This window comes from Empedobacter sp. UBA5036, assembly GCF_002415215.1.
Taxonomy (GTDB): Bacteria; Bacteroidota; Bacteroidia; order Flavobacteriales; family Weeksellaceae; genus Empedobacter; species Empedobacter falsenii_B.
The window spans coordinates 72,446-98,009 of sequence record NZ_DICC01000018.1; the positions used below are offsets into that span (position 1 = coordinate 72,446).

Genomic DNA, 25,564 nt, shown 5'->3' on the forward strand with positions numbered 1-25,564 from the left:
TAATGTTTTATCGCGACAAGATATGGAGTTATAAGTGTGAAAAATTTTAATACAACAACTAAAAAACGTTAATAATAATTTACTTTTTTAACAAATTATCAACTTTAGATAAAGTTGAGTTAAATATTGATTTTCAATCATTTTCTCGATTATTTTTAATCATGTTTTAAAATGCCAATGAAAAGAACTTTACTTCTTAGCTTTTTTTATATTTTTTGTATTTCTGCCAATGCACAATCGACTTTAATTTCGGGGAAAATTATGGTAGATAATGCGGATGAAATCGTTAATCTTGATGATTTTGTAATCGAAAATTTAACGTCAAATGCACGAACAAAATAAAATGAAAAAGGTCTTTTTTCGATTCGAGTTCAGCCAAACGATGTTTTACTTTTCAAACAAATTGGAATTGAAGAACGTCAGCTTAAGATTTCTGAATCAATGATTAGAAAGGGTTTTATAGACGTTCATCTAAATGTTGAAGTGATAGAATTATCCGAAACGAAAATAAAACCGCTTAAAAAGAATTGGAAAGAAAATATTAGCAAAGAAGAAACGCAAAGCGAAAAAATCAATAAAAGTTTAGGTATTAATGAAGAGTTTAAAAATGATATGGTGAAAGCCTATTTTGCTTCGGAATATCTTCGAAAATTAAGAGTTCCCATTCGTTATGAAAATGTGATGGGTTTGATAGAGCAATATTCGGACAAAGAAGTGCAGACGTATAAACATTTTCTGAAAAAGAAAAACCTTGATAAATATGATAAAATCATTCAGCTCAAAGATTATTTCACCGAATATTATTTTGAGCATGATTTGAAAATTCCAAAAGGAAATATTCTTGATTTTATTCATTATTGCTTTGTTGAGTTTAAGTTAGAACCACTTTTTAAAGCAAATAATTATGATAAAATCACTTTAATTTTCGAAGAACAAGCACCAAATTATCTTTCTACTATCAACCAAAAAACAATCGAACATGAGTAAATTTTTATTCTTTTTATTAATCATTTCATCAAGTTATCTTCAAGCACAAAGCACTTTAATTACAGGAAAAATTATTGTGGATGATGCAGAAGAAGTTATTGATTTGGAAGGAACTTCGATTGAAAATTTAACGACTAAAGTTAGAACCAAAGCAAATAATGTTGGCTTATTTTCGATAAATGTGAATTTGAATGATGAATTGTTAATCAAACATACGGGAATTGAAGAAAGAAAATTGAAAGTTTCGGAAACTATGATTACGAAAGGTTTTGTGACGATTCATGTAAATATTGAAGTGATAGAATTGAAAGAAGCAAATATCTCGAAATTAGATAAAAATTCGCTCAAAAATTTGGGAAAAGAGAAATCATTTCAAGAAAAATTGAATGATGAAGCGGGTTTTACTTCTCTAGAATTTAAAGCGGAACTTAATCTTAAACATGATGAGGAAAGAGTGAATAGAACAATAAAACAAGTTGGTGGAGTTAATTTACTTGGGTTGTTAAATGTGTTTAAAAGTCCGAAAAAGCGAATGAAAAATCCAGTTCCGATAAAAGTTGTGAAAGAAGATCAATTGTCGGCGTTGCATAAATTTTTTACGACATATTATTTTGTGAATGATTTGAAAATTCCAGAAGGAAAAATAAACGAGTTTTTAGATTATTGTTATTCAAATTTTGATTTTCCGAAATTGTTGCGAGATAATAATTTTGATGAAATTCTTTTTATAATTGAAGAACAAGCGCCGATTTATTTAGCAAAAATGAAGAAAAATGAGTAGAATAAATTACATTATATTATTGAATTTGTTGAGCGTTTTTACATTTGCGCAAACAACCTTGATTACTGGAAAAGTAGTGATTGATGATGGTATTGCTGGGCAAGATGCGGTAGACAATATTTTGGTGACAAACGAATCGACGAATGCGAAAACGTTTACAAATGCGAGCGGAATGTTTTCAATTAAAGCTTCTGTGGGAGATGAATTGGTGATTACACATGATTTTTATATCGAACGAAAAATCAAAATTACATCGGATATTTTAGTAAAAGGAATGCTGACGATTCATTTGAATATTGAAACGATTGAACTTGCTGAAGCGCGAATTAATACGTTGGACAGAAATTTTAAGAATAACATCAAGTTAGAACACGGAAAAGTAGATGAATTGTATGATAATTTGAACTTGGGTTTTAATCCAAATTTGCGTTTCCGAAAGATAAATCCTAACATGACTTCTACAATTAATAATAATGGATTGTTGGATCCGTCGAATTGGATAGCAACTATTTCTGGACAAAAGAAAAAAGATAAAAAACAAAACGAATATTTCAAAAAGGTAGATAAAATCAAGGATTTAGAGAATTATTTCACCTCAAATTATTTCATCGAAACATTGAATATTCCCGAAAATAAAGTCACTGATTATGTGCGTTATTGCTATGCGAATTTTGAATTAGAGAAACTCGTAAAAGAAAATAAATACGATAAGATTACAGAAATTTTAGAAGAACAAGCGCCTAAATATTTGGAAATGATAAAGAAATAAAATGTATATTTAATGAAACTTATTAGCTATGGAATTACTTTTTGTATTGTTTGTCAATCTTATTTTCTTTTTTGTTATGAAAATAAGTTATAAAATAAATCCTTGGGAAATCAATAAAATGGTAAAGCTTTGGAATCGTAGTTTTGGAGGTATGTGATTATTGTGTAGAATCTCGTCGAATTCGTGCGATTTTGTAAATAGCAATCAATCCAAAACTAATCATCGATACAATTTGAGCTATATAAAGAATTAACCCAAAATAATCGCCAATAGCTCGTCCTTCGTGCTGATCTCCGCCTTTTGCTAAATAAACGGCCGAAAATGCAATCGACATAATATACGGATAAGCCAAACCTCCCGAAACAGGCAAAATCATTCCCAAATATCCTGCAATCAATAGAAATAAACCTTCTGGTATACCAAAATTTTTGGTGTCTGGAAAAGCAAAGAAAACAAGGAAAGTCATTAGGAAATAACAAATCCAAAGTGCGAAAGAATAAAAGATGAATAAGCCTCTTTTTTCTAATTTCGAGATTGATTTTATACCTTCCCAAAGTCCAAATAGAAAGGTTTTGATTTTTTCAAAAAACTTTAATTGACTAATTTTTTTCCAGAAAATAGCGATTAATCCAATTCCTAAAACAAGAACTCCAATTGTGATGTAGTATTTTAAGAAAGAAGGTTCTGCTGTTGGTTGATGTGCTTTTTCTTTGTTTCCTAATTCTACAAATTTGATGAATGTTTCATAATTGAAAATAAGTGTTAAACCGAAAAATAATCCCAAAAATAAAACGTCAATTACACGCTCTAAAACTACTGTTCCGAAAGATTTCTCAAACGGGACTTTTTCCATTTTATAGAAACTTGTTGCACGAGCCACTTCGCCACTTCGAGGAATGGTCAAATTCATAAAATATGCAAATGCAATTGCCCAAAAACCAGATGAGGTTTGTGTGTTGTAGCCCATTGGCTTTAGAAGAAGATTCCAACGAGCGGCGCGTATCCAATATGTGAGAATACTGATTGCCATAGATGCAAAAATCCAAAAATAATTGGTTTGTTTTAAAACTTTTGCAACTCGTTCGAAATCAATTTGCTTCACTGTTACCACGACAAAAAATACGGCTAACAATGAAGCAGTGATTAAGAAGAGCGATTGTTTGATCTTACTCTTCATATAAATTGTTGAAAATTAATTTCTTAATCTAAACGATTGTTCTCGTTAGGGAAAACAATTGTTGGTTCGTATGTTTTGGCTTCCTCAAACTCCATCATCGCATACGTAATGATGATAACTGTGTCACCAACTTGTACTTTACGCGCTGCAGGTCCATTCAGACAGATTTCGCCACTTCCACGTTTACCTTTTATAATATAAGTTTCAAATCGTTCGCCATTCTCTTGTACCACGATTTGTACTTTCTGACCCACAACCATATTGGCAGCATCTATCAAATCTTCGTCGATTGTAATACTTCCGATGTAGTTTAATTTTGCGTCTGTTACCTTAACTCTATGTATCTTAGAGTGAAAAACTTCTACCATCATAATCTTGCAAAGTTACACTGAACTTATAAATTTCAAAACCTGTTTCAATATTTTTCTATTGATTTGAGAAATTTATTATATTTAATTAAAACTGAATATTATCGATTAAACGTACATCACCTGCATAGGCAACGACAAATCCACGAATATTATAGGCCTCAGAAAAATGTTCGATAGACAACAAGGTTTCTTCATCTGTTATTTCAAAATATTCTAATTCGAAGGGTGAATTTTTGAATTCATTTTCGACGAAAGCTTTTACTTCAGCAACATCTTTTCCTTCATTTTTTAGCGTTACAGCTTGCGATAAAATTGAATAAATTTGAGGGGCATCCGAAGTTTGTTGCGTTGATAAACGTGCATTTCTTGAACTAAATGCTAAACCAGAATCTGCTCTATGAATTGGCATTGGAACAATTTCGACATCTAAATTTTCTTGTTTTACCATTTCTTGAATGATACGAATTTGCTGAAAATCTTTCTCTCCAAAATATGCTCTTGTTGGTTGAACTGCTTTGAATAATTTGCAAACAATTGTGGCAACTCCATCAAAATGTCCAGGGCGAGAAGCGCCTTCCATCACTTGGTCTATTGTGCCAAAATCGTAATGTTTTGCACCTTCATTTGCATCATATAAATCCTCAACAGTAGGCATATAGACAAAATCACATCCATTTTTCATTAACAATTCTTTATCATTTTCCTCAGTTCGAGGATATTTTGCTAAATCTTCTGGATTATTAAATTGTGTCGGATTGACAAAAATGCTGACGATTGTGTAGTCGTTTTGAGCTTTAGAAGCTTTGACTAAAGACATGTGACCTTCGTGTAAAGCGCCCATTGTAGGGATAAAGCCAATGGTTTTGTTTTGGTTTTTTAACTCGACGATTGCGGGAGTTAATTTTTCCTTTTCGTTAAATATAACCATAACATTGATTTGTTAAAAAAAAACTAATATCTCGCAAAGCTACTATAAGCAAATAATATATCAACATTTTTTTGTAAATTTGTGCCTTATTATTCATTAGGAAAAGAGAGTAGAAATTATGGAAGGAAAGCGCATATTGTATGTAACAACAGAAATGGTACCTTACTTTCCTGAAAATCCGATGTCTTCACAAGCATTAGATTTGCCAAAAATCATGCAAAGTAGTGGCGCAGATGTAAGAATCTTTATGCCAAGATTTGGAGCAATTAACGAAAGAAGACACCAATTACACGAAGTAATACGACTTTCAGGTATGAACATGATTATTAATGATTTGGATCAACCCTTAATCATTAAAGTCGCTTCTGTTCCAGGAGAAAGACTACAAGTGTATTTTATTGATAACGAAGAATATTTCAAACGTAAAGAAGTTTATGGAGAAGATAATGGATTATTTTCTGATAACGACGAGCGTTCTATTTTCTTCGCAAAAGGAGTTTTAGAGACAGTAAAAAAATTAAACTGGAAACCAGATGTTGTTCACGTAATGGGTTGGATGTCTAGTTTAGTACCATTGTATCTAAAAAAATATTATTCTGACGATCCTTTCTTTCAAGATGCGAAAGTTGTTGTTTCTTTATTTGACAACGGATTTGAAGGAGAATTAGATAACGAATTAGTTAAAAAATTAGCTTTTGATAAAGTAGAAGCTGATGTACAAACATATTTAGAAAAACCTACACATTTGGGTATGATTCAAGCTTCTTTACAATATGCAGATGCAGTTGCGAAAGGGGAAGAGATTATTCCAGAAGATGTGAAAAACTATATCAACCAACAAAATATTCCTCTATTAGACTATTGTTCTAAAGAGCAAGCAAAAGAAGTTTACAACAACTTCTATCTTGAGGAAGTAATGAACTCTAATTAAAATCTGTTTAGATTAATGAAAAAATTTTTGAATGTCCTTTCTGTGTCTGTTGCAATGATGATTGGAATGGGAGCAATTGTTTCGTGTGAGAATGAAACATTAGGATTAGATAACAATGTGATTAGAGGTGAGGCAGAAGGAAATGTAAAATCCTTAGATGTTATTGCTTTTAATGCAAATTTTGATACGCTTCGTACAGATAAATTTGTACTTCAAAATGGAGCTTTTGGTGTGTACAACGAACCAATTTTTGGTTCTACATCCTCTAAGTTTTATACACAAATTAGACCTTCGTCTATTGGTGATCAGGATTTTGGAACAGAACCTAAAGTAGATTCTGTGAATTTGGTAATTCCAGTTTATTACAACACGACTAAAGATCCAATTTCTAAAGATACGATCAATCTTTCTAAACCAGGAGAGAAACCAAAAGATACAGATACAATCCAAATTACAACAAAGTATGCAGTAGATTCTTTGTATGGTAATAAGGATTTGACAATGACGTTGAAAATTAAAGACATTAATACGGTTTTATACAAAGACACAAAATATTTTTCAACATTAAGTGGACTTGAGACGCCAATTTCTGTTAATTCGAGAGTAATTGGAAAAGCTACAATCGGAAAAACAGTAACAGGAAAAGTTGTTAAACAAAAAACTGGAACTTCTAATATTTCTGAGGTTGTTCCTGGTTACAAAGTTTCTTTAGATCCAGATTATTTTGACGAAAAAATTATTAAAAATGCTAAAACAGGATTACTTTCTGATTACGCAACATTTATTCGTGAAAATATCAAAGGTTTAGAGTTTTCTGTAGAAGAATCAAATGGATTTATTGTCAATTTTAATCCAAATGAAATTGACTTGAATATGTATTATTCATATAAAAATCCAACTGCAAAAACAGATTCAGACACAAGTTACAAAGAACGTTTGAGTGGAACTTATGCTTTTGATATGACAAATCAGTGGAATTCTGGTACTGCAAATAATGCCAATATTATTGCTTCTCAAATTGTGAACAATGCAGTAGGTTCAACTTATTCTACAATCAAACCTGATGAAGTGAATGGTGATGCAAGATTGTATTTAAGCGGAATGAGTGGGAATTATGCAAAATTAAAATTCAATCAAACTCAATTAGATGAATTAAAATCTGAGATGACAAAAACTAATATTGTGATTCTTGGCGCAAAATTAAAATTCTATATTGATGGTTCTACAGGTTTTCCAAAACCTCCTTATTTAGTGGCTTGGAATAATTACAAAAAAGATGATAAAGTTATAAATGAATTGTATGCAGACGTTTTAGAATTCTATAATGCATATCCTACATCAGTTCACTTTAATCCTATTGTAAAAGGAGATACTGATTATTATACAATTGATATCACGAAACATCTAAAAAGCATGTTAGAGAAAGGAAATGAGTTTAAAGATCAAACGATGTTTATTACAATGGGTAATTTTATAACATCTGTTAGTTATGCAACAACTATTAATAGTACAAATCCTTATCAAAATAATAGAGCTTATAATCCATACAGAATTGTTTTACATGGAAATAATTCGGAAGTAGCGGATAAAAAATTGAAATTATTGGTATATTACTCTCAAAAATAGGGCGTATTATATTTAACGAATTTAACTAAAATACTATAAAATATTATGTGTGGAATTGTAGGATATATTGGACATCGCGAAGCGTACCCAATTATTATTAATGGACTAAAAAGACTAGAGTATCGAGGATATGATAGTGCAGGATTAGTTCTTTCTACTGGTACCGATTTTGAATTGGTAAAAACAAAAGGAAAAGTTTCTGATTTAGAAGATAAATCAGAAAATTTAGATAAAACACCTCATTTAGGAATTGGGCATACACGTTGGGCAACACATGGTGTGCCAAATGATGTAAACTCTCATCCACATATGTCTAATAATGGACGTTTGGTATTGGTTCATAACGGAATTATTGAAAATTATGAATCAATCAAACAATTATTAAAAGACAAAGGGTACGTTTTTCATAGTGATACAGATACAGAAGTTTTAGTAAACTTTATTCAATTGTTTCAAGAAGAACAAAATTTAAACTTAACTGACGCAGTTCGTTTAGCTTTGAATGAAGTGATTGGAGCATATGCGATAGCTGTTTTAGATAAAGAAGAAGCAAATACAATTGTTGTAGGTCGTTTAGGTTCTCCATTAGCAATTGGTATTGGAGAGAACGAATTTTTCGTTGCTTCTGATGCTTCTCCGTTTATCGAGTTTACAAAAGATGCGGTTTATTTGGAAGATGGTGACATGGCCACAATTACTTTAGATAAAGAAGTTGATGTACGTACAATCCATAACAATGAAGCAGTTTCTTTAGATGTTCAAGAGTTACAATTAAATATTGAAGCGATTGAAAAAGGTGGTTATGAGCATTTCATGTTAAAAGAAATCAACGAACAACCTCGTTCTATTCGTGATACAATGCGTGGACGTTTATTAGTAGACGAAGGTATTATTAAAATGGCTGGTATTTGGGATTATCAAGAAAAATTCTTGAATGCAAAACGTATCATCATTGTTGCTTGTGGAACTTCTTATCACGCAGGTTTGGTTGCAGAATACATGATCGAAGATTTCGCTCGTATTCCTGTAGAAGTTGAATATGCATCAGAATTCCGTTACCGTAATCCAATCATCAATAAACACGATGTGGTTATTGCAATTTCTCAATCAGGAGAAACGGCTGATACATTGGCGGCGCTTAAATTAGCAAAAGAAAAAGGAGCATTCATTTTTGGAATCAACAATGTTGTGGGTTCTTCTATTGCTCGTATTACAGATGCTGGTGCTTATACGCATGCAGGACCAGAAATTGGTGTTGCATCAACAAAAGCATTTACAGCTCAGTTAACAATTTTAGCATTGATTGCCTTAAAATTAGGTAAACAAAATGGTGAATTATCAACAGAGAAATTTACATTGTTAACACGAGAATTAGAGCGTATTCCAGATTTAGTTCAACAAATTTTAGATAACTGTGAAGGTGTAATTGATCAAATCGCTGATAAATACAAAGATAACAGAAATGCAATTTATTTAGGACGTGGATACAACTATCCATCGGCTTTAGAAGGAGCATTAAAATTGAAAGAGATTTCATATATCCACGCAGAGGGTTATCCAGCAGCAGAGATGAAGCACGGGCCAATTGCGTTATTGGACGAAAATATGCCAGTTATCGTTATTGCAACGAAAAAAGGTTATTACGAAAAAGTAGTTTCTAATATTCAAGAAATTAAATCACGTAACGCCAAAGTAATTGCAATTGTGAATGATGGTGACGAGCAAGTAACTGCTATGGCAGATGATTACGTGGTAATCCCAGAAACAGCAGAAGAATTCTCTCCAATCTTAACAGCTATTCCATTACAATTATTATCGTACTGGATTGCCGTTAAATTAGGTAAGAATGTAGATCAGCCTCGTAACTTGGCAAAATCTGTTACTGTAGAGTAAAAATTATTACAGAGTTAATATATTTAAGGGATGATGTTTTAAAATCATCCCTTTTTCATTTTATAAGTTTAAATTAATTATTATTTTCACCAAAAATAACATCATGTTTACAGGAATCGTAGAAGGAGTAGGAAAGCTTATAAAAGCAGAGAAAGAGCAATCTAATTTACATTTATGGATTGAAGCTGATTTTTGTGATGAATTAAAAATTGATCAAAGTGTTGCACATAATGGAGTCTGTTTAACAGTTGTTGATTTCAAAGATGGGCTTTACAAAGTCACTGCTATAGAGGAAACGCTACAAAAAACAAATTTTAACACATTAAAAGAAGGTGATTTGATCAATTTAGAACGATGTTTGCAATTCAATGGTCGTATCGATGGTCACATTGTGCAGGGTCATGTAGATCAAACCGGAAAAATTGTTTCGATAGAAAACCAAAATGGTAGCTTTTTTGTTACAGTAGAATATGATGAAGCATCGTCTGGAAATGTTACAGTAGAAAAAGGTTCGATTTGTCTTAACGGAATTAGTTTAACAGTTGTTGACAGTAAAGTAGGGCAGTTTTCGGTTGCAATTATTCCATATACTTGGGAGTTTACAAACCTTAATCAAGTGAAAGTTGGCGATACAATGAATTTAGAATTTGATATCTTAGGAAAATACGTCAAAAGATTATTCCAAAAATAAAATGATTAGAAAAAAAAATAACCTATCGCTACCCGTTCGTATTATCATTTATATGGTAACGATTTTGTTATTTACAGCAGGAGCTATCTTGCTGATTACTGCCAATCATTTCAATGCACAAACTAAACAATATCACGAAGATATTCTCAAACGAAAAGTTAGAGCGGTAGAATCTGCGATAGATTATGAAATGGATAATTACCCTGGGATAGCAAGCAAAGATAATATTCATGACATTTTAGAAGATGGTTTTCTTCGCATCGGTGATATCAATAAAACCGATATTGTAATTTATGATTTACGTGGTAATAAAATTTTAACCACACAGCCAGTTTCAACGACTTATGATGTTTTACCTCAGAAAATATTAGACCAACTACAAAAATCAAATGATTTTATTGTAACGAATAAAGATACAGCCGACGACAATAATGTTTATTCGTCTTATAGTAATATCAAAAATTATTACAACGAAAATATTGCTGTTCTCTGTCTACCTTATCAATCTAACCAAGATTTTTTACAGCAAGACATGTTTACCTTAATTGGTAGTTATGGATTAGCTTTTGGAGTTATTCTTTTGTTTGGAACGTTAGCGGTTTATTTTGTTACAAAACGTACCCTGAATAAACTTTGGTCATTTGCAGATCGTATTCGAGAAACAGAAGTTATTGTAAACAATATGCCGATTCGTTACGATGGTAACGATGAAATAAAGGTTCTGGTAGATTCTTATAATGATATGTTGTACCGATTGCGGGAACAATCAGATTTATTAGCTAAGCAAGAACGTGAAGAAGCATGGCGAGATTTTGCGAAACAAGTTGCGCATGAAGTCAAGAATCCATTAACACCAATGCGATTAATGCTACAGAATTATATGCGAAAATTTGATGTAAATGATCCAAATCTTGAAGAAAAGACGATGCGAACAACTAATATTTTATTGCAACAAATTGACACCATTTCTGCGATTGCCGAAGCTTTTTCAGATTTTGCTAAAATGCCTTCTCGTAAAGATGAAAAAATTGATGTAGTTGATGTTATAAAAAACACGCTTTATGTTTTTCCAATGGAGTTTATCGAATTTAATTATTCTCCAAACATCATCATGATGACTTTTGATAAACAATATTTGAATCGAATTATCACCAATATTACTAAGAATGCGTTTCAATCTATTCCACAATCTCGTACAGCAAAAGTGAGAGTAGATGTGGCGTTAGTTAAAGATTTTCTTCATATCACCATTCAAGATAATGGGAATGGAATTCCTATCGAATCACAAGATTCTATTTTTGTTCCGAAATTTACAACAAAGAATAGTGGAATGGGAATTGGTTTGCCAATGGTGAAAAAAATTATTGATGATTACGACGGAACCATTCGTTTCGAAACCGAAATTTTTGTTGGTACAACATTCTATATTTTGATTCCTTACAATGAATAGAAAACCTTTTCGATTCAAACAATTCGAAATTTTTCAAGACAAAACCGCAATGAAAGTAGGCACAGATGGTGTTTTACTTGGTGCTTGGACTGTTTTAAAAAATGGAAATACTATTTTAGATATTGGTACAGGAACTGGATTAATTTCGTTGATGTTAGCGCAACGTTTTCCTCATTCGATGATTGATGCAATAGAAATTGATAACGCTGCTTTTTTACAAGCAAAAGAAAATTTCGATAATGCACCTTTTTCAGATCGATTAACCATTTTTAATTCATCGCTTCAAGATTATTCAACCAATAAAAAATATGATTTGATTGTCAGTAATCCACCTTTTTTTGTGGTGAATGATACGGTTGATTTTGACGCGCGTAAACAAGCACGCCAGCAAGAAACATTGACTTTCGAAGAATTAATAAAAAAAACTGCTGAATTACTACATAAAGACGGATTAGCGAGTTTTATAATTCCATACGATCAAATGGATGGTTTTTGTACGATAGCTGCTCAAAATGCTTTAAAACTATCTCGTGTCGTTTATATCAAAGGGAATTCGACAACGTTAACAAAACGTGTGTTATTAGAATTTAGTTTTCATGAAAAAGAAGTAGAAGAAAAAGAATTAATTATCGAAGTCGATCGTCATCAGTACACAGAAGATTATATTCAGTTGACAAAGGATTTTTACTTGAAAATGTAATTTTCATCAAAGATGAAAAACGATGAGTAAACTACTGATTTTGATGTCAAATAGAAAATTGTATTTCTATGCATCTATGTAAAGATTTATTCAACATTTAAAAACATAAAAAAACCGAGCAATTTGCTCGGTTTTATATTTATTTCTGATTTTCAAAATGAGTTAAAAACTTAATCTTAACCTCAATCTTATCCTTAAATCGTTGGTCCACCAGCTAATAAATCAGCAGTTGCAAACTCTTCAAATTTCTTGAAATTCGCTTTGAATTTATCTGCTAATTCTTTTGCATTTGCTTCGTATGCTGCTGTAGAATCAAAAGAAGTAGCTGGACTTAATTTTTCTGAAGCAACACCTTCGATTGCAACTGGAACTTCAAATCCGAAATAAGGATCTTTTTTGAATTCTGCGTTGTTCAAATCTCCGTTTAAAGCTGCATTGATAACCGCACGTGTATCTTTTAAAGACATACGCTCTTTTTTACCATTCCAACCTGTATTGATTAACCAAACATTTACACCAGTTTTCTCAACTTTATCGCTCAACATTTCAGCATATTTAGTTGGGTGTAACGGCATAAATGGCGCACCAAAACATGTAGAAAATGTAGTTTGAGGCTCTGTAACACCAGCTTCTGTACCAGCCACTTTAGATGTATATCCAGAGATAAACAAGTAAGCCGCTTGATCTGGGTTTAATTTTGCAATTGGAGGGAAAACTCCGTAAGCATCAAACGATAAGAAGAAAATATTTTTAGGATTTTTTCCTACAGATGGAACTGCAATATTTTCGATATAATCAATTGGATAAGAAACACGTGTGTTTTCTGTGATAGATGTATCTGTAAAATCAACCTCGTTAGTTCCTGGAATTAATTTACAGTTTTCTAATAAAGCTCCATCTTTGATCGCTGCAAAAATTTCTGGCTCACCTTCTGGAGATAAGTTGATAACTTTTGCGTAACAACCACCTTCAAAATTGAAAACCGTATTGTCTTCTGTCCATCCGTGCTCATCATCACCAATCAAACGTCTGTTTTTATCTGCCGATAAAGTTGTTTTTCCTGTTCCAGATAAACCAAAGAACATTGCTGTATCTCCGTTTTCACCTGAGTTAGCAGAACAGTGCATTGGTAAAGTAATTCTAAATACTGGCAGGATGAAGTTCAAGGCAGAGAAAATACCTTTTTTCATTTCTCCTGTATAACCAGTTCCTCCGTTTAAAACGATTTTACGTTTAAAATTCAAGATAGAGAAATTGTGTTGTCTTGTACCATCTTCGTCTGCATCTGCAACAAAAGTTGGCGCATTTATAATTGTCCATTCAGCATCACCAAAGTTTTTTAATTCTTCTTCTGTTGGACGAATAAACATGTTATAAATAAATAAATTAGCAGCAGGAGTTTCTGTAATTGCTCTAATTTTTGTTTTGTAAGCATCGTCAGCACAAGCAAAAGCATCACGTACATAAATTTCGCGGTTGCTTAAATGCTCCACAACTTTATCGTATAAAGCGTCAAATTTATCAGAATCGAAAGGAATATTGATGTTTCCATCCCACCAAACGTTTTCTGCAGTGATTTCGTCTTTAACAATAAAACGGTCTTTAGGAGAACGTCCTGTAAATTCTCCGGTTAACATATTTACTGCTCCAGAAGATGTAATTTCTCCCTGTCCTAATTCTATCATTTTCTCTGTAAGCTCTTCAGGAGATAATTGATAGTTAATTTTGGAATTTTTTATTCCGTAAGATGCCAATTCTATGCTCATTTTTGTGATTTTTATAGTATTTTAAAATATTAAAGGTAAAAACTTTGCACAAAGTTACAATAAAAAGAAGCGTGAAAAATTTGACTTATGTCATTCACTTAAACGTTTTCGTGAATATTTATTCACCCTATATTTGCAAGTTCTTATGCGTGCATATAAAAAAAAGCTTGTATTTAATATAAGTTTTATATTTTTGCACTAGTTTACAACAATTAAAATTAGAAAATTATGTCTGACATTACATCAAGAGTGAAAGCGATTATCGTAGATAAATTAGGAGTTGACGAAAGCGAAGTTACGCTAGAAGCAAGTTTCACTAACGATTTAGGAGCTGATTCATTAGACACAGTAGAATTAATCATGGAATTCGAAAAAGAATTTGATATCCAAATTCCAGACGATCAAGCAGAAAAAATTTCAACTGTAGGTCAAGCTGTAACATACATCGAAGACTTAAACAAGTAATAGTTCCTATTTTATGGAATTAAAAAGAGTAGTAGTAACAGGTTTAGGCGCGCTAACACCAATCGGAAATACATACCAAGAATACTGGAATGGATTAGTGAATGGTGTAAGTGGCGCTGCGCCTATTACGCTTTTTGACGCAACTCTTTTTAAGACACAATTTGCTTGTGAGATCAAAAACTTCAATATCGAAGATCATTTTGATCGTAAAGAGGCAAGAAAAATTGACCGTTGTGCCCAATTGGGAATTATTGCAGCTAGAGAGGCAATAAAACACAGTGGAATCTTAGAAGATACAAATGTAAACAAAGAGCGTATCGGCGTTATATGGGGATCTGGTATCGGTGGAATTAAAACTTTTGAAGAAGAAGTTTCGAATTACGCGACAGGAAATGGAACACCACGTTTCAATCCTTTCTTTATCCCTAAGATGATTGCAGATATCACGCCTGGTCATATTTCAATGGAATTTGGTCTTATGGGACCTAATTATACAACTGTTTCGGCATGTGCCTCTTCAACAAATGCAATTATTGACGCTTATATGTTATTAAGACTTGGAAAAGCAGAAGCAATTGTAACAGGAGGTTCAGAAGCTGCGATTACAGCATCAAGTATTGGAGGTTTCAATGCATTACATGCGTTATCTACACGAAATGATGATCCTCAAACTGCTTCAAGACCTTTCGACAAAGACCGTGACGGTTTTGTAATGGGAGAAGGAGCTGGATGTATTGTGTTAGAAGAGTACGAACATGCTATTGCGCGTGGAGCTACCATTTATGCAGAATTAGTAGGAACAGGAATGACAGCAGATGCTCACCATATTACAGCTCCACATCCCGAAGGATTAGGCGCATTAAATGTGATGAGAGAGGCTTTATTAGACGCAAATATCAGTGTAGAAGATGTAGATCATATTAATATGCATGGTACATCGACTGGATTAGGAGATATTGCGGAATCTAAAGCTATTCAAAAATTGTTTGGAGAACATGCTTATAATATTCAAATCAATTCAACAAAATCTATGACTGGTCACTTATTAGGTGGTGCAGGGATTATTGAAGCGATTTCGGCTATTGGAGCAATCAATAATAGTATCGTTCCACCAACAATTAATCATTTTACGGATGATGAAAATCTTGATCCTAAAATCGATTATACATTTAACAAAGCAAAAGAGAAAAATGTAGATTATGCATTGAGTAATACTTTTGGTTTCGGTGGTCACAATGCTTGTGTGATATTTAAGAAGTATAAGTAATGTCTTTCTTAAAAAAATTATTTTCTTTTAAAAATCATCGTGATGATTCAAATTCATCTGATCCTTTTTTGAAATTTTTGAAGTCGATTTTGGGTTATACTCCTCGCAATGTTGAGGTTTTTAAAGAAGCATTTACCCACAGATCTGCACAGAAAAAAGATGAAAATGGAAACAGTATAAACTTTGAAAGATTAGAGTTTTTAGGAGATGCATTACTTGGTGCTTCTGCAGCAATGTACTTATACTACAAAGCGCCAGATCAACAAGAAGGTTATTTGACAAAAATGCGCTCTAAAATTGTTTCGCGTAAACAATTGAATGCCGTTTCCAAACAACTTGGCTTGTTAGATTATTTGGATCCAATGAACAATCACAACAATTTAGGTGAAGACGTAAATGGTGATATGTTGGAGGCGTTGGTAGGAGCAATTTATGTTGATGGAGGCATAGATGCTGTACAAAAATTTATTCAAATCAAAATTATTGACCCTTATGCGGATTTAGATCGTTTGGAACACACGATTACAAGTCACAAATCGTTGATTTTGGAATGGAGTCAAAAAACGAGAAATACGATAAGATTCAATACATTTGAGGAGCAAAACGCAGAAGATTTGCAAGTTTTTGTGTCAGTAATCCGTCTCAATGATAAAGTCATCTCGAAAGGGAGAGGAACTTCTAAAAAGAAAGCGGAAGAAAGCGCAGCAAAACGCGCCTACTATTCGTTACAAAAGAAAATAGAAAAAGTTTAGAAACATGGCAGAATTACTCTTATATGATGATTGGATAGATTTTCATCTCATAGGCGTAAATTCTAGTTTTAACACTTCTACACAATTTATTTTCCATCTCAACTCTACTTTTGATACGCGTTTTGAGCGTATTCAGGATTTGGATATTTGGTTAGATGAGCATACTTATTTTTTCGAAACCTATCAATGGTTAGACGAAGCAAATAAAATAGATTATCATATCATTAAAAATATTCCAAATCAATCCGATTTTAAAAAAAATGAAGTAGATTTATCAAATCTTTTTAAAGAGAGTGTTATTCTTGTGCCAAATTACAAGGATTGCAACTATGTTGTAAAAATCTCTGGTTGGGAAGATGAACTACAATATCTTCAACTACCATTTGTAGAAAAAGATTTTATAAAAACGATCAAAAAAATAGATATCGATTTGATTAGCAATGCAGATCAATTGGTTTTCTAACAAAATATTGTGCATAAAAAAAGGGAAAAATTATGATTTACGATAGACAATATCTTAAAAAGACAAAAATTGTCGCGACTTTAGGTCCGGCAACAGAAAGTCCAGAGATTTTATTAGAAATGATGAGAAAAGGAACAGATGTGTTCCGTATCAACTTTTCGCACGCAGACTATGCGGATGTGAAACGTAAGATTGAAACAATTCATCAATTAAATAACGATCATGGCTACAATACAGCAATTTTAGCGGATTTACAAGGACCTAAGTTGCGTATTGGAAAAATGGAACACGAAGATTTCGTAATCAATCCAGGAGATATTTTAACTTTCACAAACGAAGATGTTGTAGGAACGAAAGAAAAAGTTTTTATGACGTACAAAAAGTTTGCGCAAGATGTGCAAGTGGGAGAAAATATTTTGATTGATGACGGAAAATTAATCTTCAAAGTAATCGAGACAAACGGAACGGATACTGTAAAAGCAGAAACGATTCAAGGAGGTCCGCTACGTTCTAAAAAAGGAGTTAACTTACCAAATACCAATATTTCTTTACCTGCTCTAACAGAAAAAGATAAAGAAGATGCAAAATTCGCAATCGAAAATCGTGTCGATTGGTTTGCATTATCTTTTGTACGTTCTGGACAAGATGTAAAAGATTTATCAGAATTTATCAAAGAACATGGAACAGTAAAAATTCCAATTATCTCTAAAATTGAAAAACCTGAAGCATTAGAAAATATCGATGATATTTTAGAATTTTCGGATGGATTAATGGTTGCTCGTGGAGATTTAGGAGTTGAGGTTCCGTTTGAAATCGTTCCAAAAGCGCAAAAACAATTAATTGACAAAGCGAAATTAGCGCGTAAACCAGTTATTGTTGCAACACAAATGATGGAAACTATGATTTCGAGTTTAACACCAACTCGTGCGGAAGTTTCTGATGTTGCAAATGCAGTTTTTGATGGAGCAGATGCAGTAATGTTATCTGGAGAAACTTCTGTAGGACAATATCCTGTACAAGTTATCGAGAAAATGACGAAGATTCTTCAAACAGTCGAAGATGATGAGCACGTACATGTACCAGAGCACAAACCAAAGATCAAAAACGAACGTTTCGTAACCGATATGGTTTGTTACAATGCAGCTAAAATGGCAGAAGATACAGGAGCGAAAGCAATTGCAACGTTGACGTATTCTGGTTATACCGCTTTCCAAATTTCATCACATCGTCCAAATTCATTTATTTTGGTTTTCAATCCAAGTAAACGTATTAACCGTATGTTGAACCTATTATGGGGAGTAAAAGCAATCAATTACGATCCTCGCGATACATCTACGGATCAAACGGTTACAGAGGTCAATATCTTAGCGAAAAATGCGGGTTATGTAGAATATGGTGATTATATCATCAATCTGAATGCAATGCCAGCATTTGAGAAAGGAATTACCAATACATTACGTATTTCGATGATTTAATAAAATCAATACTAATACTTTAAAGCGTTCATTTTTGAACGCTTTTTTTGTGTTTAAAAGAAAAATCATAATAGAATGCGATGATATAGTAGTTTTTAATAACTTTACAAGTTCGAATTAGAAGAATTTATGTGTATTTATAATGTGATCTTATCTGGTGGTGTTGGGAGTAGACTTTGGCCACTTTCACGAAAAAGTCATCCCAAACAATATTTACATTTGTTTAATGGGCAATCTTTATTTGAGTTAACGATTCAACGTAATCGTCCAATTGCTGATAAATTAATGGTGATTGGGAATAAAGATAATGACCATTTAAGTCAAGAAGTACTTGATAAAATGAATGTTGAATACACAAAAATTGTAGAGGCTGTTCCACGTAATACAGCAGCGGCGATTGCATTTGCCGCTTTAGCAGTTGAGGATGATGATATTCTAATTGTTACACCATCTGATCATTTGATCGAAGATATGGAAGCGTATCAAGTTGCGATGAAAAAAGCGATTGCGTTAGCCGAAAAAGATTATATCGTTACATTTGGTGTACAACCAACTCGTCCAGAAACGGGTTATGGCTATATTGAGCACAAAGGCGATAATGTACTTTCTTTCCGCGAAAAGCCAAATCATATCACAGCACAAGATTTTATCGAGCAAGGGAATTTTTTGTGGAACAGTGGAATGTTTTGTTTCAAAGCACGTGTTTTATTGAAAGAACTAAAGAAATTTGAAAAAGAAATTTACGAAGCGTCTAAAATAGCTTGGTCTGAAAATATCAACGGAGAATTGAACGAAGAACTTTCAATGAATATTCCATCAAATAGTATCGATTATGCTGTAATGGAACGAAGCAAGAAGATAAAAGTAGTTCCAGCAAAATTTGTTTGGAATGATTTAGGTTCTTTCGAATCCTTGTATGATTATTTTGTGATGAACGGACATTATGTCGATCGTAATGGAAACATGGTGATTGGAACAGATGTTTATACTTCTTTTGTCGGTTTGCAAAACACTATTTTTGTGAATACCCCAACCGCGAATTTAATTCTACAAAAAGAATATTCGCAGGAAGTAAAGAATGTTTATACGCATTTAGAAAAAAGAAATTCTGAATTAATTTAAATACCTAGCACTCGATTTGAGTGCTTTTTTTATGTCATAAAAGCTTACAATTAATTCAATATAAATCCCTAAATTTGTCGCTCCAACAATAGTATTATAAAATGACAACGGGAATTACATTCGGTATATTTGACTTGCTTCATGCAGGTCATGTGATGATGCTCGAAGAAGCTAAAAGACAATGCGACTACTTAATTGTAGGGCTTAATACAGATCCTGCAAGTGTAGACCCTTCAAAAAATAGTCCTACGCAATCCATCGTAGAGCGTTATATTCAATTAGAAGGTTGTCGTTATGTCGACGAAATTATTCCTTACGAAACCGAACAAGATTTGTTTGATATGTTAAGTGCTTTACCAGTAAATATTAGAATTATAGGGGAAGAATACCGAAATATCGACTTTACAGGAAAACAATATTGTTTAGATAATCATATTCAAATTTACTACAACAAGCGTACACACCGCTTCTCTAGTTCAGGATTAAGAAAAGTAGTTGCGACTTCTGAAAAGGAGAAATAATGAAAACAGTATTCATAACTGGTGTAGCTGGTTTCATAGGTTACCATTTAGCTGAAAAATTAATCGAAAAAAACATCAAAGTTGTTGGAATTGATAACATTAACGATTATTACACTGTTCAGTTAAAATATGATCGATTAAAAGAATTAGGAATCAATCAAGAATTTGCTTCAAATTTTGGGCAGAAAGTTCTTTCTTCTAAACACGAAGAAAAGATGATTTTCTATCGAATGAATTTAGAAGATAAAGAGTCATTGGCTCAACTTTTTAAAGAATATTCGTTTGATGCGGTTGTTAATTTAGCTGCTCAGGCAGGTGTTCGGTATAGTATCGAAAATCCTGATGCCTATGGACAGAGTAATTTAGTTGGTTTTCTAAATATTTTAGAATGTTGCCGAAATTATAACGTCAAAAAATTACTGTACGCAAGTAGTTCAAGTATTTACGGAAACTCTTCAGATGTTCCTTTTTCAACAAATCAAAACGTTGATCATCCCATTAGTTTATACGCAGCTACCAAAAAAGCAAATGAGCTAATGGCGCATGCGTATAGCCATTTATACAATTTCCAAACCATAGGATTACGTTTTTTCACGGTTTATGGACCTTGGGGACGACCAGATATGGCCATGTTTTTGTTTACAGATGCTATTTTGAATCATCAACCCTTAAAAGTTTTTAATCACGGTGATTTGTCACGTGATTTCACTTACATTGATGATATTATTCAAGGAATAGACAAAATACTTGAAGATAAAAATATTAAAGAAAAATACCAATTATACAATATTGGGAATAGTAAACCTGTTCAATTAATGGATTTTATCAAAGAAGTTGAGCTTTCGACAGGTGAAAAAGCTATTTTAGAAATGTATCCGATGCAAGCAGGAGATGTCAATCAAACATGGGCGGATGTCCAAGATTTGAAAGATAAATTTGGTTATAATCCTAATTATCCTGTTGACAAAGGAGTGTATAACTTTGTACAATGGTACAGAAAATATTATAATAAATGAATCAACAACATAAAATAGCAGTTATCGGTTTAGGTTACGTAGGTTTACCTTTGGCTCGATTATTTGCAACAAAATACCCTGTTGTTGGGTTTGATATCAATCAGAAACGTATTGCTGAATTAAACAATGGAATTGATTCAACTTTAGAAGTTGAGAATAATGTTTTACAAAATGTTTTAGTTAATCAAAATCCTTTTAATTCAGATTCTGAGCTTGTCGAAGAATCTCAAAACGGATTGTTTTGCTCATCAAATACAGAAGATATTAGAGATGCTACAATTTTTATTGTAACTGTTCCAACTCCTGTAGATAAAAATAATCGACCTGATTTAACACCGCTTAAAAAGGCTTCAGAAACGGTAGGTAAAGTTTTAAAACCAAATGATATTGTTATTTACGAATCAACGGTTTATCCAGGTGTTACAGAAGAAGAATGTATTCCAGTATTGGAACAATTTTCGGGATTGAAGTTTAATCAAGATTTTTATGCGGGATATTCGCCAGAAAGAATTAATCCAGGAGATAAAAAACATACGGTTGAGAAAATTTTAAAAGTAACATCAGGTTCAACTCCAGAAATTGGAAAAATAGTTGATGATTTATATAGATCAGTAATTGTTGCTGGGACTCATTTAGCACCTACAATCAAGGTTGCAGAAGCGTCAAAAGTGATCGAAAATTCGCAGCGTGATATCAATATTGCATTTATCAATGAATTATCGAAGATTTTTTCGCTAATGGATATTGATACAAACGATGTTTTGGAAGCAGCCGGAACAAAATGGAATTTTTTACCGTTCAAACCAGGTCTTGTTGGAGGACATTGTATTGGCGTTGATCCATTTTATTTGGCTCAAAAAGCACAAGAAATTGGTTATTATTCTGAATTAATTCTTGCAGCAAGGAGATTAAATGATTCGATGGGAGCGTTTGTGGCTTCTCAGGTTGTTAAATTGTTAATAAATAACGATATTAAAGTAAAAGGAGCAAGAGTTCTAAATTTAGGAATTACCTTTAAAGAAAATTGCCCCGATATACGAAATTCAAAAGCAATTGATGTGATTCATGCTTTAGAAGAATATGGAATAGAGGTGACAACGTTAGACCCTTGGGCTAACCCGGATGAGGTAAACCATGAATACGGAATAACTTTTTGTAATACATGGGATCAGGTTTTCCAGTTCACCAATTCACCAGTTCACCAATTCGACGCCATTATTCTAACAGTTTCACACGACGAATTTTTAAATCTTCAGTTAAATGATTATTTAAATGAAAATGGTGTGATTTATGATGTAAAAGGGGCTTTGCCTAAAGAAGAAGTTGATAAACGACTATAAAAATACTATGAAAACTATTTTAATTACAGGTGGAGCTGGATTTATCGGTTCTCACGTTGTAAGAGAATTTGTTTTAAATTATCCTGAAACAAAAATTATCAATCTTGATGTTTTGACCTATGCAGGAAATTTAGAGAATTTGAAAGACATTGAATCTAAGCCAAATTACGAATTTGTAAAAGCAGATATTACAGATGCAAAACAAATTTTAGACGTTTTTGAAAAACATCAACCAGAAGGAGTCATTCATTTAGCGGCCGAATCTCACGTAGATCGCTCGATTACAAATCCATTAGAATTTGTGATGACAAATGTAATCGGAACGGTGAACCTTTTGAATGCTGCAAAAACAATTTGGAACAATAATTTCGAAGGAAAACGTTTTCATCATGTATCTACAGATGAGGTTTTTGGTGCTTTGGGAGATGAAGGTTTTTTTACGGAAGAAACGTCTTATGATCCGCATTCGCCCTATTCAGCATCAAAAGCATCTTCGGATCATTTTGTGAGAGCCTATCATGATACGTACGGTTTACCAATTGTGATAACGAATTGTTCGAACAATTATGGTCCAAATCATTTTCCAGAAAAATTGATTCCATTATGTATTCATAATATTTTAAATAATAATCCGCTTCCGATTTATGGAGATGGAAAATATACACGTGATTGGTTATTTGTAATCGATCATGCCAAGGCGATTGATTTAGTTTTCCACGAAGGAAAAAATGGAGATTCTTACAATGTAGGAGGTTTCAACGAATGGAAAAACATCGATTTGGTAAAAGAATTGTGTAAACAAATGGACGAAAAATTGGGTAAAGAAGCAGGAACTTCAGAACAATTAATCACCTTTGTGAAAGATCGTCCAGGACACGATTTACGTTACGCCATCGATGCAACAAAAATCAACGAAGAATTAGGCTGGAAACCAAGTGTGACGTTTGAGCAAGGTTTGAGTCTAACAATTGATTGGTTTTTATCCAACAAAGAATGGCTAGAAAATGTAACCTCTGGAGATTACCAAAAATATTACGAAAAACAGTATAATTAATAGTTAATAAGGTTAAGAAAGTTAAGAAGGTTAAGAAAGTTAAGAAAGTTAAGAAAGTTAAGAAAGTTAAGAAAGTTAAGAAAGTTAAGAAAGTTAAGAAAGTTAGTTCTCCCCATTTCTCTATTTTCTCATTTCACCTTAAGCCTTTTTTACCACCACACATATAAAACTTTAAAAAATATGGCTAGTCATAAAGAATTAAAAGTTTGGCAAGAATCTATGGATTTAGTCGTCTGTGTTTATGAAACTGTAAAAATTTTCCCTAAAGAAGAACTTTACGGATTGACCAATCAAATGAAACGGAGTGCGGTCTCTATCCCAAGTAATATTGCAGAAGGAGCAGGTCGACAAAGTCAAGCTGAGTTTATACGTTTTCTTTATATTGCGCTAGGTTCAGTAAGTGAACTTGAAACGCAATTGGAAATAGCTTTTCGATTAGGATTTATTGGTAATTTAATACAATTTCAAAAGAGTATAAATTATATAAAAAGTATGCTTTCTAAATTGATTAAATCATTGAGAATAGATTAACCTTTTTATATCTATCTAACCTTATTAACCTTTTATAACCTTATCAACTTTATTAACATTATAAAACAATATTGACAATTAAATGAAAGCAACAGAAACAAAATTAAAAGGTTGTTTTATTTTAGAACCAACTGTTTTTGAAGACTCGAGAGGTTATTTCTTTGAGTCGTATAACGAAAATAAAATAGAAGAAATTTTGGGTTACAAACCAACTTTTGTTCAAGACAATCAATCAAATTCGTCTTATGGTGTTGTTCGTGGTTTACATATGCAAGCGGGAGAACATGCGCAAGCAAAATTAGTTCGTGTGGTAGAAGGTGCTGTAATCGATGTGGCGGTTGATGTTCGTCCAGGTTCTGAAACCTATGGACAATCAGTTGCAGTTGAATTATCGGCAGATAATAAAAAACAATTGTTTATTCCGAGAGGATTTTTACATGGCTTTTCGGTGATTTCAGAGCAAGCTACTTTTTTTTATAAATGTGATAATGGATACAATAAAGCATCAGAAAATGGCGTTAACCCTTTAGACAGCGAACTGAATATAGATTGGCAAATTCCAACAGATAAAATGATTATTTCGGAGAAAGATGAAGAGGCGCAGTCGTTTGGAGAGTTTAAGGTTAAGGGGGTAACAAGTGAACAAGTGAAGAAGTGAAGAGGTGAAGAAGTGAAGGAGTGAAGAAGTGAAGAAGTGAAGGAGTGAAAAAGTTAACAAGTGAACAAGTGAAGGAGTAAAGAGGTTAACAAGTGAAGAGGTTAACAAGTGAACAAGTGAAAAAGTTAACAAGTGAACAAGTTAACAAGTGAAGGAGTTAACAAGTGAAGAAGTTAACAAGTGAAGGAGTTAACAAGTGAAGAAGTTAACAAGTGAAGGAGTGAAGAAGTAAAGAGGTGAAGAAGTTAACAAGTGAAGGAGTTAACAAGTGAAGAGGTTAACAAGTGAAGAGGTGAAGAAGTTACAAGTTCACAAGTTTACATGATCACACGTTCACACGTTTACAAGTTCATAATTTGACAAGTGAAGAAGTGAAGAAGTTAACAAGTGAAGGAGTTACATGATCACACGTTTACAAGTTTACAAGTTCATAATTTGACAAGTGAAGAAGTTTACAAGTGAACAAGTGAAGAGGTGAAGGAGTTAACAAGTGAAGAAGTTAACAAGTGAAGGAGTTACAAGTTCATAATTTGACAAGTGAAGAAGTGAAGAAGTTAACAAGTGAAGGAGTTACATGATCACACGTTTACAAGTTTACAAGTTCATAATTTGACAAGTGAAGAAGTTTACAAGTGAACAAGTGAAGAGGTGAAGGAGTTAACAAGTGAAGAAGTTAACAAGTGAAGGAGTTACAAGTTCACAATTTGACAAGTGAAGAAGTGAAGAGGTTAACAAGTGAAGAAGTTAACAAGTGAAGGAGTTTACATGATCACACGTTTACAAGTTTACAAGTTCACAATTTGACAAGTGAAGAAGTGAAGAGGTTAACA

26 protein-coding genes are annotated in these 25,564 nt (G+C 32.7%); 22 read left to right on the forward strand and 4 right to left on the reverse strand.

Going from position 1 to position 25,564, the window contains the following annotated elements; translation table 11 throughout:
• Nucleotides 1-177 precede the first annotated feature (177 nt).
• The 4 genes from B4J88_RS02400 to B4J88_RS02415 all read left to right on the forward strand — a co-directional run bounded on the left by B4J88_RS02400 (nt 178) and on the right by B4J88_RS02415 (nt 2,537).
• Nucleotides 178-342 (forward strand): hypothetical protein, encoded by a 165-nt coding sequence (locus B4J88_RS02400; RefSeq protein WP_291066173.1) that lies wholly within the window; start codon nt 178-180, stop codon nt 340-342.
• Between the two features lie 99 nt (nt 343-441).
• Nucleotides 442-987: a hypothetical protein gene (locus B4J88_RS02405; protein WP_291066174.1), complete on the forward strand. Its 546-nt coding sequence runs from the start codon at nt 442-444 to the stop codon at nt 985-987.
• A complete protein-coding gene (locus B4J88_RS02410; protein ID WP_291066176.1) occupies nt 980-1,768 on the forward strand; it encodes a hypothetical protein in 789 nt (262 codons plus the stop codon). Before B4J88_RS02405 ends, B4J88_RS02410 begins: the two co-directional genes overlap by 8 nt.
• Nucleotides 1,761-2,537 carry a hypothetical protein gene (locus B4J88_RS02415; protein ID WP_291066178.1) on the forward strand — a complete coding sequence of 259 codons (777 nt, stop codon included), beginning with the start codon at nt 1,761-1,763 and terminating at the stop codon, nt 2,535-2,537. The genes B4J88_RS02410 and B4J88_RS02415 overlap by 8 nt, the downstream gene beginning before the upstream one ends.
• Before the next feature lie 157 nt (nt 2,538-2,694).
• Here the strand turns inward: B4J88_RS02415 and B4J88_RS02420 are convergent, their stop codons facing one another.
• The 3 genes from B4J88_RS02420 to panC all read right to left on the reverse strand — a co-directional run bounded on the left by B4J88_RS02420 (nt 2,695) and on the right by panC (nt 5,013).
• Entirely contained in the window at nt 2,695-3,714 is a 1,020-nt protein-coding gene (locus B4J88_RS02420; RefSeq protein ID WP_291066180.1) for a lysylphosphatidylglycerol synthase transmembrane domain-containing protein, read from the reverse strand.
• 23 nt (nt 3,715-3,737) lie between these two features.
• Entirely contained in the window at nt 3,738-4,085 is a 348-nt protein-coding gene (gene panD, locus B4J88_RS02425) for an aspartate 1-decarboxylase (RefSeq protein WP_038336011.1), read from the reverse strand.
• An 85-nt stretch (nt 4,086-4,170) separates the two neighbouring features.
• Nucleotides 4,171-5,013, reverse strand: a complete 843-nt coding sequence (panC, locus tag B4J88_RS02430; protein WP_280035057.1) for a pantoate--beta-alanine ligase — start codon at nt 5,011-5,013, stop codon at nt 4,171-4,173.
• A gap of 118 nt (nt 5,014-5,131) precedes the next feature.
• Between panC and B4J88_RS02435 the strand changes: the two genes are divergently transcribed.
• From B4J88_RS02435 to B4J88_RS02460, 6 genes are all read left to right on the forward strand, one after another.
• Nucleotides 5,132-5,944: a glycogen/starch synthase gene (locus B4J88_RS02435; protein ID WP_291066182.1), complete on the forward strand. Its 813-nt coding sequence runs from the start codon at nt 5,132-5,134 to the stop codon at nt 5,942-5,944.
• Between the two features lie 15 nt (nt 5,945-5,959).
• Nucleotides 5,960-7,570 (forward strand): DUF4270 family protein, encoded by a 1,611-nt coding sequence (locus tag B4J88_RS02440; protein WP_291066184.1) that lies wholly within the window; start codon nt 5,960-5,962, stop codon nt 7,568-7,570.
• 45 nt (nt 7,571-7,615) lie between these two features.
• Nucleotides 7,616-9,463, forward strand: a complete 1,848-nt coding sequence (gene glmS, locus B4J88_RS02445; RefSeq protein WP_291066186.1) for a glutamine--fructose-6-phosphate transaminase (isomerizing) — start codon at nt 7,616-7,618, stop codon at nt 9,461-9,463.
• 103 nt (nt 9,464-9,566) lie between these two features.
• Nucleotides 9,567-10,154: a riboflavin synthase gene (locus B4J88_RS02450; RefSeq protein ID WP_221854045.1), complete on the forward strand. Its 588-nt coding sequence runs from the start codon at nt 9,567-9,569 to the stop codon at nt 10,152-10,154.
• Nucleotide 10,155: 1 nt separating this feature from the next.
• Nucleotides 10,156-11,604: a sensor histidine kinase gene (locus B4J88_RS02455; RefSeq protein ID WP_291066188.1), complete on the forward strand. Its 1,449-nt coding sequence runs from the start codon at nt 10,156-10,158 to the stop codon at nt 11,602-11,604.
• 49 nt (nt 11,605-11,653) lie between these two features.
• Nucleotides 11,654-12,304 carry a tRNA1(Val) (adenine(37)-N6)-methyltransferase gene (locus B4J88_RS02460; RefSeq protein WP_291066189.1) on the forward strand — a complete coding sequence of 217 codons (651 nt, stop codon included), beginning with the start codon at nt 11,654-11,656 and terminating at the stop codon, nt 12,302-12,304.
• Nucleotides 12,305-12,498: 194 nt separating this feature from the next.
• Here B4J88_RS02460 and pckA read toward each other — a convergent pair whose 3' ends face one another.
• Complete coding sequence (pckA, locus tag B4J88_RS02465; protein WP_291066191.1) at nt 12,499-14,070, reverse strand: phosphoenolpyruvate carboxykinase (ATP); 1,572 nt, start codon at nt 14,068-14,070, stop codon at nt 12,499-12,501.
• A gap of 228 nt (nt 14,071-14,298) precedes the next feature.
• On the opposite strand from pckA, the gene B4J88_RS02470 reads away from it, so the two are divergent.
• The 12 genes from B4J88_RS02470 (at nt 14,299) to rfbC (ending at nt 24,734) form a co-directional block, all read left to right on the forward strand.
• Nucleotides 14,299-14,535, forward strand: a complete 237-nt coding sequence (locus B4J88_RS02470) for an acyl carrier protein (RefSeq protein ID WP_038336002.1) — start codon at nt 14,299-14,301, stop codon at nt 14,533-14,535.
• A 13-nt stretch (nt 14,536-14,548) separates the two neighbouring features.
• Nucleotides 14,549-15,802: a beta-ketoacyl-ACP synthase II gene (gene fabF / locus B4J88_RS02475; RefSeq protein WP_291066193.1), complete on the forward strand. Its 1,254-nt coding sequence runs from the start codon at nt 14,549-14,551 to the stop codon at nt 15,800-15,802.
• On the forward strand, nt 15,802-16,554 hold the full coding sequence (gene rnc / locus B4J88_RS02480) for a ribonuclease III (RefSeq protein WP_180905571.1): 753 nt from the start codon (nt 15,802-15,804) through the stop codon (nt 16,552-16,554). The genes fabF and rnc overlap by 1 nt, the downstream gene beginning before the upstream one ends.
• A gap of 4 nt (nt 16,555-16,558) precedes the next feature.
• Entirely contained in the window at nt 16,559-17,017 is a 459-nt protein-coding gene (locus B4J88_RS02485) for an IPExxxVDY family protein (RefSeq protein ID WP_125349149.1), read from the forward strand.
• A 32-nt stretch (nt 17,018-17,049) separates the two neighbouring features.
• Nucleotides 17,050-18,492, forward strand: coding sequence for a pyruvate kinase (gene pyk, locus B4J88_RS02490; RefSeq protein ID WP_291066197.1), 1,443 nt, complete (start codon nt 17,050-17,052; stop codon nt 18,490-18,492).
• A 129-nt stretch (nt 18,493-18,621) separates the two neighbouring features.
• Nucleotides 18,622-19,614 carry a mannose-1-phosphate guanylyltransferase gene (locus B4J88_RS02495; RefSeq protein WP_291066199.1) on the forward strand — a complete coding sequence of 331 codons (993 nt, stop codon included), beginning with the start codon at nt 18,622-18,624 and terminating at the stop codon, nt 19,612-19,614.
• Between the two features lie 101 nt (nt 19,615-19,715).
• Entirely contained in the window at nt 19,716-20,135 is a 420-nt protein-coding gene (locus B4J88_RS02500) for an adenylyltransferase/cytidyltransferase family protein (protein ID WP_291059886.1), read from the forward strand.
• Nucleotides 20,135-21,151, forward strand: coding sequence for an NAD-dependent epimerase/dehydratase family protein (locus tag B4J88_RS02505; RefSeq protein WP_291066201.1), 1,017 nt, complete (start codon nt 20,135-20,137; stop codon nt 21,149-21,151). Before B4J88_RS02500 ends, B4J88_RS02505 begins: the two co-directional genes overlap by 1 nt.
• Nucleotides 21,148-22,491: a nucleotide sugar dehydrogenase gene (locus B4J88_RS02510; protein ID WP_291066202.1), complete on the forward strand. Its 1,344-nt coding sequence runs from the start codon at nt 21,148-21,150 to the stop codon at nt 22,489-22,491. The genes B4J88_RS02505 and B4J88_RS02510 overlap by 4 nt, the downstream gene beginning before the upstream one ends.
• A 7-nt stretch (nt 22,492-22,498) precedes the next feature.
• A complete protein-coding gene (gene rfbB, locus B4J88_RS02515; RefSeq protein ID WP_291066204.1) occupies nt 22,499-23,545 on the forward strand; it encodes a dTDP-glucose 4,6-dehydratase in 1,047 nt (348 codons plus the stop codon).
• A gap of 180 nt (nt 23,546-23,725) precedes the next feature.
• Nucleotides 23,726-24,076, forward strand: coding sequence for a four helix bundle protein (locus B4J88_RS02520; RefSeq protein ID WP_291066206.1), 351 nt, complete (start codon nt 23,726-23,728; stop codon nt 24,074-24,076).
• Between the two features lie 82 nt (nt 24,077-24,158).
• Nucleotides 24,159-24,734, forward strand: coding sequence for a dTDP-4-dehydrorhamnose 3,5-epimerase (gene rfbC, locus B4J88_RS02525; protein ID WP_291066208.1), 576 nt, complete (start codon nt 24,159-24,161; stop codon nt 24,732-24,734).
• Nucleotides 24,735-25,564: the final 830 nt, after the last annotated feature.

What these genes read in the sequence shown, in the direction of transcription:
- B4J88_RS02435 (WP_291066182.1), top strand. Translation starts at nt 5,132, where the DNA reads ATGGAAGGAAAGCGCATATTGTATGTAACAACAGAAATGGTACCTTAC.
- B4J88_RS02415 (WP_291066178.1), top strand. Translation starts at nt 1,761, where the DNA reads ATGAGTAGAATAAATTACATTATATTATTGAATTTGTTGAGCGTTTTT.
- B4J88_RS02505 (WP_291066201.1), top strand. Translation starts at nt 20,135, where the DNA reads ATGAAAACAGTATTCATAACTGGTGTAGCTGGTTTCATAGGTTACCAT.
- B4J88_RS02410 (WP_291066176.1), top strand. Translation starts at nt 980, where the DNA reads ATGAGTAAATTTTTATTCTTTTTATTAATCATTTCATCAAGTTATCTT.
- B4J88_RS02510 (WP_291066202.1), top strand. Translation starts at nt 21,148, where the DNA reads ATGAATCAACAACATAAAATAGCAGTTATCGGTTTAGGTTACGTAGGT.
- B4J88_RS02450 (WP_221854045.1), top strand. Translation starts at nt 9,567, where the DNA reads ATGTTTACAGGAATCGTAGAAGGAGTAGGAAAGCTTATAAAAGCAGAG.
- B4J88_RS02455 (WP_291066188.1), top strand. Translation starts at nt 10,156, where the DNA reads ATGATTAGAAAAAAAAATAACCTATCGCTACCCGTTCGTATTATCATT.
- rfbB (WP_291066204.1), top strand. Translation starts at nt 22,499, where the DNA reads ATGAAAACTATTTTAATTACAGGTGGAGCTGGATTTATCGGTTCTCAC.
- panD (WP_038336011.1), bottom strand. Translation starts at nt 4,085, where the DNA reads ATGATGGTAGAAGTTTTTCACTCTAAGATACATAGAGTTAAGGTAACA.
- B4J88_RS02500 (WP_291059886.1), top strand. Translation starts at nt 19,716, where the DNA reads ATGACAACGGGAATTACATTCGGTATATTTGACTTGCTTCATGCAGGT.
- pckA (WP_291066191.1), bottom strand. Translation starts at nt 14,070, where the DNA reads ATGAGCATAGAATTGGCATCTTACGGAATAAAAAATTCCAAAATTAAC.
- B4J88_RS02485 (WP_125349149.1), top strand. Translation starts at nt 16,559, where the DNA reads ATGGCAGAATTACTCTTATATGATGATTGGATAGATTTTCATCTCATA.
- B4J88_RS02405 (WP_291066174.1), top strand. Translation starts at nt 442, where the DNA reads ATGATTAGAAAGGGTTTTATAGACGTTCATCTAAATGTTGAAGTGATA.
- panC (WP_280035057.1), bottom strand. Translation starts at nt 5,013, where the DNA reads ATGGTTATATTTAACGAAAAGGAAAAATTAACTCCCGCAATCGTCGAG.
- B4J88_RS02460 (WP_291066189.1), top strand. Translation starts at nt 11,654, where the DNA reads ATGAAAGTAGGCACAGATGGTGTTTTACTTGGTGCTTGGACTGTTTTA.
- rfbC (WP_291066208.1), top strand. Translation starts at nt 24,159, where the DNA reads ATGAAAGCAACAGAAACAAAATTAAAAGGTTGTTTTATTTTAGAACCA.
- B4J88_RS02495 (WP_291066199.1), top strand. Translation starts at nt 18,622, where the DNA reads ATGTGTATTTATAATGTGATCTTATCTGGTGGTGTTGGGAGTAGACTT.
- rnc (WP_180905571.1), top strand. Translation starts at nt 15,802, where the DNA reads ATGTCTTTCTTAAAAAAATTATTTTCTTTTAAAAATCATCGTGATGAT.
- B4J88_RS02420 (WP_291066180.1), bottom strand. Translation starts at nt 3,714, where the DNA reads ATGAAGAGTAAGATCAAACAATCGCTCTTCTTAATCACTGCTTCATTG.
- pyk (WP_291066197.1), top strand. Translation starts at nt 17,050, where the DNA reads ATGATTTACGATAGACAATATCTTAAAAAGACAAAAATTGTCGCGACT.
- fabF (WP_291066193.1), top strand. Translation starts at nt 14,549, where the DNA reads ATGGAATTAAAAAGAGTAGTAGTAACAGGTTTAGGCGCGCTAACACCA.
- B4J88_RS02400 (WP_291066173.1), top strand. Translation starts at nt 178, where the DNA reads ATGAAAAGAACTTTACTTCTTAGCTTTTTTTATATTTTTTGTATTTCT.
- B4J88_RS02440 (WP_291066184.1), top strand. Translation starts at nt 5,960, where the DNA reads ATGAAAAAATTTTTGAATGTCCTTTCTGTGTCTGTTGCAATGATGATT.
- B4J88_RS02470 (WP_038336002.1), top strand. Translation starts at nt 14,299, where the DNA reads ATGTCTGACATTACATCAAGAGTGAAAGCGATTATCGTAGATAAATTA.
- glmS (WP_291066186.1), top strand. Translation starts at nt 7,616, where the DNA reads ATGTGTGGAATTGTAGGATATATTGGACATCGCGAAGCGTACCCAATT.
- B4J88_RS02520 (WP_291066206.1), top strand. Translation starts at nt 23,726, where the DNA reads ATGGCTAGTCATAAAGAATTAAAAGTTTGGCAAGAATCTATGGATTTA.